A 12762-nucleotide genomic window follows, 5' to 3' on the forward strand; every position below is an offset into this window, starting at 1 on the left:
TGACAACTGCCGGAAGCCATCAGATCTCATACAAAATGAAATTGGTCAATAAAAATTACCAATGTTTTTGATGCTATATCACTGTGCTCATCAAACTCCGGGCGCAGGACACCAAGTGCCGGTCACTGCCTTTTGCTGAAATGATCTGTACTCCCAATGGCATACCATCGGAACTTGTCAGCAGCGGTAACGTGATTGCTGGCAGACCACCAACTGTCCACACCGAACAGAATATAGGGTCACCAGTTCCGTTCTCGGCGGGGGGGGCGGGACCAGTAGTACTGGGTGTAATGAGGGCGTCATATCCGGAAAATAGCTCCTCGAATGCCGCGTCAGCGGAAGCAGCTGCTTCGAAAGACTGTTTATAAGTTTGTTGATCAATCTGCAGCGCGCGCTCGAGGACTGGTTTTAGGGTTCTGCTAATCGAGCCGGGTTTTGATCTGAGCACGTCTCCCAAATGTAGATTGATTTCATACTCATGCAGCACTTTTTGAACAACCACGAGATCCGCGATGAACGCGGGGGCGTCTATCCGTGTGCAAGACGGTCCTAGTGTATCGAGCAACCGTTCAAACTGCCTTTTGCTGTCTTCTGTCAAACGGTTGCTGAACGGCATGTCCAGATAGGCAAGTTTCAGGTCATGGATTGCCGGTGAAGCGCCCAATCGGTCAGTGCCCAGTGCCGATCCAGAAACAACGGCAGCCAGCAAACCGGTATCCTCAACGGTTCTGGCGAAGCCGCCTATCTGATCAAGCGTTTGAGAGGTCTGAAGAACACCTGCCCGCGATATGGTGCCGCGCGTTGGCTTGTAGCCGACCACTCCGCAAAATGCGGCAGGGCGAATAACCGATCCATTGGTTTGTGTCCCCAGGGCCAGCGGAATTTGATAGGCTGCAACGGCCGCCGCCGAACCGCTGGAGGATCCACCGGGCGTGCGATCTTGGTTGTGCGGGTTTCGGGTGGCGGCTGGATGCAAAAATGCGATCTCGGTCGTGACTGTCTTGCCCATGATTACCGCGCCAGCGGTTTTCAGATTGCGCACAACCTCCGCGTCTTCGGTGGGTTGGAAGCCGGCAAAAGCCGGGCTGCCACATTCTGTGGGCATGTCGGCTGTGTCTATGATGTCCTTTATTCCGACGGGTACGCCGTGCAAGCGGCCGAGCGAATGCCCCATGGCCTGATGTCTGTCCAGCATGCGGGCCTGTTCAAGAGCCGCGCCCGGGTCCAAGAATGCCCATGCATGGATTGTCGGGTCCGTTCTGGAAATCTGCTCCAGACATGCCAAGACCAAGTTTTCTGACGACAGTTGACCGGCTTTAATCGCTTGCGCTGCCTCGATAGCAGAAAGGGATGCAGGACTGGCCGGCGTCTCAAAAACAGGCATGTATCAAACCTCAATTACATCTTTGAGTTTTTGCGGCTATCGTTCGGGAAGCCGACCGCTGACACAGTGACCAATTGTCTTGGTTTGGTCAAAGGGCGTGACAAAGAAGGCTTGACTACGCCATGCTGTATTTGCGCTGAAACTGGTGCTGAGGGCAGGGGAATTGATGCATGGATGGAGCTTCCGACGTTCCGAAAAAAAACGAGGCGGCACCGCTGCCTGATTTTGAAGCGCATCCGCTACGGGATTCCGTTCTTGGCGAAGTGCATGCCAGACCGTTTAGGCCGATCTCCACACCGCGCATCGTTTTGCTTTACGGGTTTGTCACCAACTCCGAACAGTCTGTGCAAGATAGAGAGTGGTTTTCCGAGTTTTGCGGCAGTCATGGAGCTCCCGGGCCGGGGCCATCTGCGCGCTATCATACGCTTCCATTCGCTGGCGGCACACTCTCTTGGGAGCGGCACGCAGAATTTACAACATACACCTGGGATGGCGCGGCTCCCTCTGACGAGCCGTTTGGTACTTTGCCGTCTAATCACCCTTTCGGAAAAGCGTTTCGAGCGCCCGGACAGCTGATCGTCGCGACCCGCCTCGACGTTCTCGACGATACCAGCTCCGACAGCTGGCGCCGGAATTACGATCCTGTGAGCTTGACCTTTTTCTCGGTTCAAAACGGTGCAGCGAGCGTCGCCACTGACTTCCGGCCAGACGGCAATGGTCTGACCCGCTACCTTGTATTGAACAAGACGATGACGCCGATCCAGACAGGCGCCGTTACCCAGCGTTTGCTGGAAATAGAGACCTACCGAAACCTTGCGCTTTTAGGGCTATTCGAGGCGAACCGTCTGCAGCCAAGCGTCGGCTCAATCGAAAGCGAATTGGTGGAATTGACGGACAAGATGCAGGACTCTGCCGGCCTCGATGCAAACCGAACCTTATTGGATAAACTGTCCCGGCTTGCTGCCTCACTTGAAGCGGGAGCGGCAGCCAGTTCATTTCGTTTCGGCGCAAGCCGCGCTTATTACGAGATCGTCAATGCACGGCTAAAGTCCCTTGATGAAAGTCACATTGCAGGCGAACTCAGCATGTCAGGATTCTTGAACAGGCGGCTAGGACCAGCGATGCGGACTTGCCAGTCTGTTGAGGAGCGGCAAGCCAATTTGTCACGCAAGCTCGCACGGGCAACGACGCTATTGCGAACACGGGTCGATGTCGATCTTGAGCAGCAAAACCGGGGGCTGCTGCAGTCAATGAACCGCCGGGCCCGCTTGCAGTTGAGACTGCAGCAAACGGTTGAGGGGCTCTCCGTTGCAGCCGTAAGCTACTATATCGTCGGCTTGTTCAGCTATATCGCAAAAGGAGCGCAGGATGCAGGCTGGCCTGTGCCTGCTCCTGGCGTAACGACGGCAATCGCTGTTCCAATTGTCGTGGCCGGGATCTGGATTACAGTCCGTAATATCCGGAAACGGCACGCTGAGAGCGACAAGCAGTCTGATAAAACATAGGCGCGACCACTGGAAAAGAAAAAGGGCCGGAACAACCGGCCCTTCCGACTGATCTCCGAAAAGATGTCAGTTTGTCGTACCATCAGCGTTAAATGTAGCAAGGTACGCAATTACATCAGCACGCTCTTGCTCGTCGCGGAGTTTGAACGCCATCTTCGAGCGTCCGCCAAGGTATGCTGACGGATCTTCCAGATACACCATAAGGCCTTCGGTTGTCCAAGCGCCGGTTTCCGGAGCCTTTTCCATAGCCGCCTTTGAATATCTGTAACCCTCGACGCTTGCAGCTTCGCGACCAACCACGCCGTTCAGCTGGGGGCCAACTTTGTTCCGCGCGCCCTCGCCAACGGCGTGACACGCTTGGCACTTCCGAAATACGCTTTCGCCGGCAGCTGCGTCGCCTTCAGCGCTTGCTTGAGCTGACAGGGCAAGGAATGCTGCCCCGGCGATCGTCAAAATACGTTTCATCGATTTCTCCCTCGATAGTCGTGCTTTGCACGTTTGGTCACTACACAAAAACATAGAGCGGCGCACAAGACATACCGCCGATTTTATATTCAATTCTCCGGCAATTGGGATCCTATGTCGCATTCCGCATGGAGCAATCTTTTGCATTCGACGGAGTTACCTTGGCCCGGGGCTGAAAAAGTCAACTGGCAGCATGAGTTCTCTGCGGGTTGTTCAGCCACTCATCAAGCCCCGCATCCCAATAGGGGGAAGATCCATAAAGGGCGGCCAAGAAATCAATGAAAACCCTCACTTTGGCGGGAAGAAAACGGCGGCTCGGATAAACTGCGTGAAGGCCGACATCCTTCGATGCGCGATATTCTGATAGAATAATTTGAAGCTTCCCTTCGCGCAGCTCCGGTCCGATGTCCCATGTCGATCTCAGCGCAATACCGACCCCGGCCAACAGGCACTCGCGAACGACCTCGCTTGAGTTGGTTTTAACTGGCGCAGCTGTGCGCACACTCTCAAGACCATTTGGTCCAACGAGCCGCCAAGGATCTTGGTTTGCCGCTGCCAGGCACACGTGGTTCTCGGCCAAATCATTGATTGATCTGGGTGTTCCATGCCGGGAGATATAGTCGGGCGATGCCACAAGGATCCGGTGAACCGGCGCCAGCCGCCGTGCCACGAGACTGCTGTCCGAGAGCTCAGCAATACGGATCGCAAGATCATAACCTTCGCCAACGATATCGACAAACCCGTCGTCGAGATCAAGATTGACTGAAAGATCGGGGTTCTGCTCTAAGAAAGCACTGAGATGAGGCGCAATGTGAAGGCGGCCGAAAGAGGTCGGTGCAGCGACTTTCAAAGTTCCTCGCGCTTGCGCGGAGCCGCGCGATACAAAAGCCTCTGCCTCTTCGACCGATGCAAGGATTGCAACGACCCTCTCGTAAAACCCCTGCCCCGCTTCAGTCATGGCAATTTGCCGGGTAGTGCGTTGTAGAAGCCGCGTGCCGAGTTTGTCCTCAAGGCGGCGGATGCGTTTCGAGACAACGGCTGGAGATAAGCCCATTTCGCGTCCGGCGGCCGACATACTGCCCGCACCTACCACGCGGGCGAATATTTCCATGTCCGTTAAATTGCTCATCTTCAACCGCCGGGAAACATTTTTTATAACCTAAGGGGCATTTCGTTTGGTTCATATTTGGGTCAGGATCAGACGTGAAGCCAATCCATATTTTCTTCCAAACCGTAATGACTACGAGACGGATTAAACACTGGATCAGCCATTTGGGAGCGAAAACGACATCATGACCGCAATTTCCATGCCCGCACCCGACAAGGCCATACTCGACCGGCGCGCTGAGATTACAAAAGCGCTTCAGGCAATCGTACCGGGCGAAGGGGTCATCCATGATGAAACCGAAATGCGACCCTATGAGACCGACGCGCTGACGGCCTATCGGCAGCTGCCATTAATCGTTGTGTTGCCCGAAACGGTCGAACAGGTTTCGGAGGTTTTGCGCTATTGCCACGAAAATGAGGTCAAGGTCGTTCCGCGTGGCGCCGGTACGTCTTTGTCGGGCGGTGCCTTGCCGGTTGCGGATGGCGTCCTGTTGTCGATGATGAAGTTCAACCAAGTCCTTGATATAGACTTTGAAAACCGGGCCGTCGTCGTCCAGCCGGGTGTCACGAACCTTGGGATCACCCGCGCTGTAGAGCATGAAGGTTTTTACTACGCTCCAGACCCTTCATCACAAATCGCCTGCTCAATCGGGGGCAACATTGCCGAGAATTCGGGTGGGGTTCACTGCCTTAAATATGGTTTGACCACCAATAATGTCTTGGGCCTCGAAATGGTCTTGATAACAGGGGAGGTTATCCGCCTCGGCGGCAAACATCTGGACAGCGAGGGATATGATCTGCTTGGTTTGATGACCGGTTCTGAAGGCCTGTTGGGCGTCGTGACCGAGGTCACCGTTCGCATCTTGCAAAAACCGGAAACGGCACGGGCTCTCTTGCTGGGTTTTCCCACAAGCGAAGACGGTGGGCGCTGTGTCGCCGAAATCATCGGTGCGGGCATAATCCCGGGCGGAATGGAGATGATGGACAAACCGGCGATCAACGCGGCCGAAGACTTCGTGAATGCTGGTTATCCAAGGGATGTTGAAGCTTTGCTGATTGTCGAACTCGACGGGCCGGAAGCGGAGGTGAACTTTCTCATGGGGCAGGTCGAAGAGATCGCGCGGTCTAACAAAGCTTCTCACCTGCGTGTGTCCGAGACCGAAGAAGAACGCATGACGTTTTGGGCCGGACGGAAAGCCGCCTTTCCTGCGGTTGGCCGAATTTCGCCGGACTATCTGTGCATGGATGGAACGATCCCGCGCCGGGAGTTGCCGAAGGTTCTGGCGGGGATGCGTCAATTGTCTGAAAAACATGGCTTGCGGGTGGCCAACGTGTTCCACGCCGGCGATGGTAACCTTCATCCTCTTATCCTCTATGATGCCAACAAGCCGGGCGAACTTGATGCCGCGGAGGCGTTTGGCGCCGACATTCTGCGCTTGTGCGTCGAGGTAGGAGGCGTCTTAACCGGGGAACACGGCGTCGGCATCGAAAAACGGGATCTGATGCCGGAAATGTTTTCAGAGGACGATCTGAAGCAGCAGCAGCGGGTCAAATGCGCATTCGACAGCCGTCAGCTTTTGAATCCCGGGAAGGTTTTTCCGGTTCTTCACCGGTGTGCTGAACTCGGCAAAATGCATGTCCACAAAGGCAAGTTGCCATTCCCTGACATCCCCCGGTTCTGATTATGCAAGGTGCTGATTTTTTGATGGATGCTTCTTTTCAACCTGCCTCGGTCGAGGATCTGAGAGAGCTTATCAAATGGGCCGCTGCTGAAGCTACACCGCTTGAAGTTTTCGGCAGCGGTTCGAAGCGAACACTCGGCCGGCAGGTTCAGGCAGCGCATGCACTCACCTTGTCCAAACTGGCTGGGGTTGATGTGTATGAGCCTGCCGAACTGGTCATGACAGCAAAGGCAGGTACGCCGATCGCCGACATTGAACGACTGGTTCAGGAGAATGGACAAGAGCTGTCTTTCGAGCCTATCGATTATGGACGTCTTCTAGGCCTGGAGCCGGGGCAGGGAACGTTGGGCGGCGTGCTGACGGCCAACCTTTCCGGCCCGCGCCGGATCAAGGCGGGGGCTGCGCGCGACCATATCTTGGGAATGGAAGCTGTTTCTGGACGAGGAGAAATCTTCAACTCTGGTGGCAGGGTCGTAAAGAACGTCACCGGTTATGATCTCCCGCGCGCGCTTTGCGGGTCGTGGGGAACGCTTGCGGTCGCTTCAACAGTCACCATCAAAGTCAATCCGGCCTCACAAACGTCGGAGACGCTGGTTTTAACGAATTTGGATGATGCCCGCGCGGTTAAGGCCATGTGCAAGGCCATGGGCTCATCTGCCGAGGTTTCAGGTGCTGCACATTTGCCAAACGGCTTGAACGGCGAGGGCGCGCGGACGTATTTGCGGCTCGAGGGATTTGTCGAATCTGTGCGTTACAGACGCGAAAATCTTGCCCGTCTGCTTGATGATTTTGGACCAGTCGCGAAGGTGCAGGCCGAGGAGACAGCAAAAATCTGGCGCAGCATCAAGGACGTTGAGCCGTTCTGGTCCAACTCTGGTCCGGTATGGCGGATCTCTGTTGCACCGACAGCCGGTCCGGTTCTTGTCGGCGCTCTTTCAAAGCTCTTCCAGCTGGAAGCCTTCTACGATTGGAGTGGCGGGCTCGTGTGGCTGAACTGCTCCGACGGCAGGGTTCACGATGTGGACATACGCCGGGTTATAGGAACAGTTGGCGGCGGCCACGGCACACTTATTCGCGCAGACGCGGCACAAAGAGCGTCTACACAAGTGTTCCAGCCGCAACCTGCCTCATTGGCGGCACTTTCGCAGCGTTTAAAGGAGCAGTTTGATCCCAAAGGAATCTTAAATCCTGGCCGGATGGGAAGCCAAACACAATAGTTAACCCACCTCTATGTGGCCAAATTTCAAAAAGGACTACTGCCATGGAGCAATCGGATGGCATTGGAAGCTACACACAAGCCGGCCGAAAGAACGTCTATCTGATTTACATTTTATATCTATTGAGCCTTGTGGTCGGTTTCTCGGCAATTGTTGGGCTAATTTTTGCCTACATGAATAAGGGCAAGGGTGAGGATTGGGTAGATAGCCACTATTCCTTTCAAATCCGAACTTTTTGGATCGGTTTGGCTGCGTCAATCGCCGGGGCGGTATTGATGATTGTCGGAATAGGCTTTCTAGTTGTCTTTGCAGCGATCATTTGGACAATAGTTCGCTGCGTAAAGGGATTGCAGTTAACATCACGCGGTGAGGCCGTTCCAGATCCGCAAACCTGGCTGATTTGATAAGGCAACCTCCGGCTGGATACCCGGCCGGAGATCTTGTGGGCTTTTTCGACGAAAATCAAAGGCCTTTCTGACACAAAACACTTACCCCGTAGGCGTAGCCATCACGTTGGTTTTTGGTGTTTTTGATGTTCCATTTGTTGGATTTCGCCTTGCCCTTTTTGGCCGCGACAGCATCCAGCTCAAAATAAGCTTTCGCCTTTACGGTCCAGGTTTTTGACAGTACTTCAGACTTAGGCATTCCGCTTTTTATTTGCTTGTCCATGTTAAGCGCACAGGCCTGCACTGGATCCCACCCTTGCCACTTGACCTTGTTCAAGGGGATGGCAGGTGTGTAAGAGATTGCAGCTGTCCGCTTTGACCCGGAGCCAACATCCCGGTGCTTAAAGCTATTGCTCCAAAGAGATCCGTCTGCTTCAAAGTACTGCACGCCCGTGAAGGAGCCAACTTTCATTGCGACAATTCTCTCTCCTTTAGTCGCCTTAGCGTAAAGTCGAAGCAGGAAGCGATGAGAGCTGGATGAAATTCCAGTGTATTTGGTTGAGTTTGCGCTAACTTTAACGGGAATGACATCAATACCGTCACGCTTGACCTCAACTCTTTCGATCCAGTCCTTCGCAGCGGCACTGCCAGGCGGCGCGCTGAGGGCTGTCATTATGATCGCGAGAATTCCAACAGTTCCGAGTTTCATCGTTCTATCCACTTTCAGTGTCATGTCTCGCCCACGGATAAACGAATAGGTGAATGGGATTGAACCGAAGCTGAGTTCACCATTCAGCTTGGGTTCAGGCTGCATGTACCAGGGGCAAGTCTTTTTCCCAAACGAGGGGAAATGCAATTGCGGCATCTTTGCTATCTTTGGCTTCAGTTCTTGTGCGTTGATTCTGCACGAACTACGATCCGGACCATAAGAACGGCTGTGTTTTGGAGGACAGGGACGCATGCAAACAAACTTCACCGCTGAACAGCTGCGTGATAGTCATGTTGCGGAATCCGAAAAGATTCTGCGGAAATGCGTCCATTGCGGGTTTTGCACCGCGACCTGCCCCACTTTTACTTTGCTGGGCGACGAACTCGACAGCCCTCGTGGACGCATCTACCTCATTAAAGACATGCTCGAAAACGACCGGCCGGCCGATGAAAAGGTAGTCAAGCACATTGACCGCTGCCTATCTTGTCTTGCTTGCATGACCACCTGTCCGTCCGGAGTGCATTACATGCATTTGGTCGACCACGCGCGGGCCCACATCGAAAAAACCTATAAAAGGCCGATGTCGGATCGGTTGATGAGAGCGGTCTTGTCCTTCGTGTTGCCCTACCCTTCGCGGTTCCGCCTGGCTTTGGTCGGTGCCTATTTCGGGCGACCCTTCGCCGGAGTGTTAAAGAAGTTTGGCGGACCGTTAGCGAAAATCGGAGCCATGCTTGAGCTTGCTCCGACGCGCGCTCCCGGTCGCTCGCGCATGGAGGGTCCTGGTGTGTTCCCGTCGCAAACAACGAGCCGTAAGGGCCGAGTCGCGATTTTGTCCGGATGTGCGCAACCAGTTTTGAAACCCTCGATCAATGATGCGACGATCCGTTTGTTGCAGCGCTCTGGCTATGAAATTGTCTTGCCAAAGGGTGAGGTGTGCTGTGGAGCCTTGGTTCATCACATGGGTAAGGAGGAGGCTGCGCTTGAAAACGCCCGTCGCAATGTCGACGCGTGGATATCAGAAGCCGAGGGCGAGGGGCTGGATGCAATCCTTATCACCGCCTCAGGCTGCGGCACGACGATCAAAGACTATGGTTTCATGCTGCGCGATGATGAGTCCTACCGCGACAAAGCAGCGAAAGTGTCGGAACTGACCAAGGATATAACCGAGTTTCTTGCGGAAGCAGATTTGGGAGAACCTGCGCTGAAACCCGACTTTACGGTGGCATATCATTCCGCCTGCTCGATGCAGCACGGCCAGAAAATTACACGCCAACCGAAACAGTTGCTCTCGGCTGCGGGGTTTAAGGTCAAGGATGTTCCAGAGGGACACCTGTGTTGCGGGTCGGCAGGGACCTACAATATTTTGCAGCCGGAAATCGCGCGCAAGCTTCGTGATCGAAAGGTGGCGAATATAGAAAAAACCCAGCCGGACTTGATCGCCACCGGCAATATTGGCTGCATTACCCAGATCGGACTAGGGACAGCCATACCGATTGTGCACACCGCTGAACTGCTGGATTGGGTTTACGGCGGTCCCTGGCCCGAAGCCTTGCCCGGCCAACTTGAAACTGTGAAAGCCAACTGATTTCAATTTTGGAATTTGCCGTATAAACTCTATTTTCGCCATTCAGAATTAGGCAGGGCGATGTCTGCGGGTGGTGAAAATACGGCGATTGTCAGTCTGGGAATGTCTTGCCAGAGCGCGCGGCAAATCCGGAAGAGCATTGACGTGCTGTCCGCGTCTCTGGGCGAACAGGTTAAGCCAGACCGGTCTTTTTTTGACGGGCTGATCGCGCCTATTACTGGCATGTGCCGGTTGTTTGAAGACGGCTTCCCGATCTTCTCGCGCGAGCAGATCATACCGGGGCCGGGCGAGCCGACATGGCAACCCTACGGGATCCGGTTTCTGCATCATTTCCGGGATGAGGCAGGGACAGCGGATGTTCTCGTGCAATTTGAGGAGAACCTTTCCCGTTTCAGCTACTTGCGTCAAAAGTTCTTGCGGCTGCGGGATCGGGCAAGAGTGATTTTTTTGTGGTGTCCAACACCCAGAACAACCTGCTGGATGTCGCGCGAAAAACGGATATCCCGACTGCCTTTTCCGATCAGGAATTGGAGAGGCTGCAAAGAGCTGTTGACGGGTTTATGGGCCGCTCCTGCGAATATCTGATTGTCAGCTGTCCTGGCCGGTACGAGGGGAGAAGCCTGCCGGATCTCCACCACTTGGCGCCCGATGACAGTGAGTGGGCTGGTGACAAAACCCATTGGCGGGCGCTGTTCAAACGCTATTTCGAGTAGATCAGTGTGATGCCGGTTGCGGTCCGAACCCTTCGTGCAACCGATTTGTACAACCGACTCATATTACATGCACTTTGGTGCCGACGCCAACACGTTCATAGAGATCGATCACGTCTTCATTGCGCATCCGAATGCATCCCGATGAAACCGCATGTCCGATCGTCCAGGGTTGGTTCGATCCATGTATCCGGTAAAGCGTGGAGCCGAGGTAGAGTGCGCGTGCACCCAACGGATTGTCCGGTCCGCCTGCCATAAAAACAGGAAGTTCCGGGCGGCGCTTACGCATTGCGGCCGGAGGGCGCCAATCTGGCCACTCCGCTTTGCGGGTAACCTTGTGGGTGCCTCCCCATTCAAATCCTGGTTTCCCAACGCCGACCCCATAGCGGCGGGCGGTGCCGTCGTGCTGGACCAGGTATAAAAAGCGCTCGTTGGTGTTGATTACGATCGTGCCGGGTGCATGCGCCCCATTATAGGGGACAATGGTGGGCAAGAACTGTGGAGCGATTTGCCGTTGCGGGGCCGGGCGAGTTGCGCGTTGCTGTTGCGTGGGTTGGGCGCGTGTAGTGTTACGTGGTGCGAACAGGCTAGCAAAACCGCGCTGGCGCTGGGGTTTGGCACGGCGAACTACCCGTTGTTGAGGCTGTTGGAGTTGTAGCAGCCATGGCTCGGTCAGGTTCGGACTAAGCACCAGCGGCGGAGGCGCGGCTCTGCCGGAATTTGCGGCGTGAGCGTACGAAGCTGCGAAGGTGGCTGCCAGCGCCAAAACTGCTAAATGCGTAACTCGTCCATACCAAGCCATTCGATCACTCACCTTACTGATATTGTGCGCAGATGATTAAAACCATTTCGCACAAGTTCATGTTTTGGAAAGAATGATATTGATCAGGAAAAAGTATTTGGTGAATAAAAAAGAGATTTTTAGGCGTATTATATTTAAAGTTACCATATAGTTTTAAAAGATGGCTTACAAAATATTACAGATCAAGGTCTCGCTTGAGGAGAGGTAAAAACATATTTGATTTCATTCTGGTTTTTCGAGAGTTAAAGTTAACGCACGCGCCGGCGGGCATCGCGAGCAATGATCGGTAAAAGGTTCTCAATCTGCTTGGACGACATGCCTGGTTCTACGCGCGGGTCATAAAGCATGTTGAGTATAATCTGATCAAAGACCGTGAAACGGCTGTGGCGCGATCGGTCATTGAACACGGAGTGAAGCAAGGCTTCGTCGTCATTCATCGGTCCCAGTCCCTGGAGCACCTCTTCAACAAGGCATCGGCGGAACAAAAATTCACCTTCGTCCGAAACAATCACCGCTGCCGAGCGTTTGATGCCGCGACGTCCGGACACGACCCGTACAAGGCATCTCCCGGGGACTTTTGCTTCCGGGTCCTTGTAAATGTCTTCGCGTACAACCCTCTTGTATTGCGCCCGATCAACAACAAAAATCAAAAAATTGGCGCTATCCGGCCTGCTGGCCAATTCTGTACTGAGGCCAAAGACTTTTTGATCGATATCACGAAGGAAGCGGTGCACCACTGGTGTCCGGTCGCGGCGGGCAAAATTGTGAACATAGAAGCGGACGGGAACAGTGTATTTTTTGACAAGGTACGGCTGCCAGCTCCAGGCACGGTATTCGAGACCGAAAACAGTCTTTTTGAAACCTGACAGGATCTCTTCTGTCGAAAACGTGTCCGATGCTGCGTGCGCGTTTCCGAAAAACGCCAAAAAAAACGCAAAAAAAACAGATCTGCAGGCGGCACGCATGTCGGCTTGTTGGCCCGTCTAGTTGTTAACGTTTTCCAAGATCGCAGTCCCCGATTTTCCGCGAAGAATGTCGCTTGGCAATCTCCTGCTGCCTTCGTACGAGCTTCAAATCAGAGCGCAAACATATCGAAAGCCGTAACCATAAGGAAACGGAAAATTGGACACGGGCTTGTGTTCACCGCTTCGTCATAAGAAAGACGCTCCGTACAAAGACTTCTTTAAACATCCACAATTATATCAGTCGT

General features: G+C 54.0%; 12 protein-coding genes. 6 read left to right on the forward strand and 6 right to left on the reverse strand.

Annotation, left to right across the window (positions count from 1 at the left end; all coding sequences use genetic code 11):
- Positions 1-73: 73 nt before the first annotated feature.
- Entirely contained in the window at positions 74-1384 is a 1311-nt protein-coding gene (locus JM93_RS10240) for an amidase (protein WP_145342966.1), read from the reverse strand.
- A 170-nt stretch (positions 1385-1554) separates the two neighbouring features.
- Between JM93_RS10240 and JM93_RS10245 the strand changes: the two genes are divergently transcribed.
- Positions 1555-2889 carry a DUF3422 family protein gene (locus JM93_RS10245; RefSeq protein ID WP_145342968.1) on the forward strand — a complete coding sequence of 445 codons (1335 nt, stop codon included), beginning with the start codon at positions 1555-1557 and terminating at the stop codon, positions 2887-2889.
- Between the two features lie 66 nt (positions 2890-2955).
- Here JM93_RS10245 and JM93_RS10250 read toward each other — a convergent pair whose 3' ends face one another.
- Positions 2956-3354, reverse strand: a complete 399-nt coding sequence (locus JM93_RS10250) for a c-type cytochrome (RefSeq protein ID WP_145342970.1) — start codon at positions 3352-3354, stop codon at positions 2956-2958.
- 181 nt (positions 3355-3535) lie between these two features.
- On the reverse strand, positions 3536-4483 hold the full coding sequence (locus JM93_RS10255) for a LysR family transcriptional regulator (protein ID WP_145342972.1): 948 nt from the start codon (positions 4481-4483) through the stop codon (positions 3536-3538).
- Between the two features lie 163 nt (positions 4484-4646).
- Here JM93_RS10255 and JM93_RS10260 point away from each other — a divergent pair, with 163 nt between their 5' ends.
- From JM93_RS10260 to JM93_RS10270, 3 genes are read left to right on the forward strand one after another with little or no spacing between them, the layout of a single operon-like run.
- Positions 4647-6143, forward strand: a complete 1497-nt coding sequence (locus JM93_RS10260) for an FAD-linked oxidase C-terminal domain-containing protein (RefSeq protein ID WP_145342973.1) — start codon at positions 4647-4649, stop codon at positions 6141-6143.
- A 23-nt stretch (positions 6144-6166) separates the two neighbouring features.
- Positions 6167-7360, forward strand: coding sequence for a glycolate oxidase subunit GlcE (glcE, locus tag JM93_RS10265; protein ID WP_145342975.1), 1194 nt, complete (start codon positions 6167-6169; stop codon positions 7358-7360).
- A gap of 44 nt (positions 7361-7404) precedes the next feature.
- On the forward strand, positions 7405-7764 hold the full coding sequence (locus JM93_RS10270; RefSeq protein ID WP_145342977.1) for a DUF4870 family protein: 360 nt from the start codon (positions 7405-7407) through the stop codon (positions 7762-7764).
- Between the two features lie 58 nt (positions 7765-7822).
- Here JM93_RS10270 and JM93_RS10275 read toward each other — a convergent pair whose 3' ends face one another.
- Positions 7823-8611, reverse strand: a complete 789-nt coding sequence (locus tag JM93_RS10275) for a hypothetical protein (RefSeq protein ID WP_145342979.1) — start codon at positions 8609-8611, stop codon at positions 7823-7825.
- 94 nt (positions 8612-8705) lie between these two features.
- On the opposite strand from JM93_RS10275, the gene glcF reads away from it, so the two are divergent.
- Together glcF and JM93_RS10285 are read left to right on the forward strand one after the other, a co-directional pair.
- Positions 8706-10040 carry a glycolate oxidase subunit GlcF gene (gene glcF / locus JM93_RS10280; protein ID WP_145342981.1) on the forward strand — a complete coding sequence of 445 codons (1335 nt, stop codon included), beginning with the start codon at positions 8706-8708 and terminating at the stop codon, positions 10038-10040.
- A 449-nt stretch (positions 10041-10489) separates the two neighbouring features.
- Complete coding sequence (locus JM93_RS10285; protein ID WP_145342983.1) at positions 10490-10753, forward strand: hypothetical protein; 264 nt, start codon at positions 10490-10492, stop codon at positions 10751-10753.
- A 58-nt stretch (positions 10754-10811) separates the two neighbouring features.
- Here JM93_RS10285 and JM93_RS10290 read toward each other — a convergent pair whose 3' ends face one another.
- Positions 10812-11552, reverse strand: a complete 741-nt coding sequence (locus JM93_RS10290; RefSeq protein ID WP_145342985.1) for a L,D-transpeptidase — start codon at positions 11550-11552, stop codon at positions 10812-10814.
- Between the two features lie 248 nt (positions 11553-11800).
- Entirely contained in the window at positions 11801-12478 is a 678-nt protein-coding gene (locus tag JM93_RS10295) for a DUF2927 domain-containing protein (RefSeq protein WP_208995079.1), read from the reverse strand.
- Positions 12479-12762: the final 284 nt, after the last annotated feature.

Origin of the sequence: Roseibium hamelinense (assembly GCF_007830545.1) — a bacterium.
GTDB lineage: Bacteria > Pseudomonadota > Alphaproteobacteria > Rhizobiales > Stappiaceae > Roseibium > Roseibium hamelinense.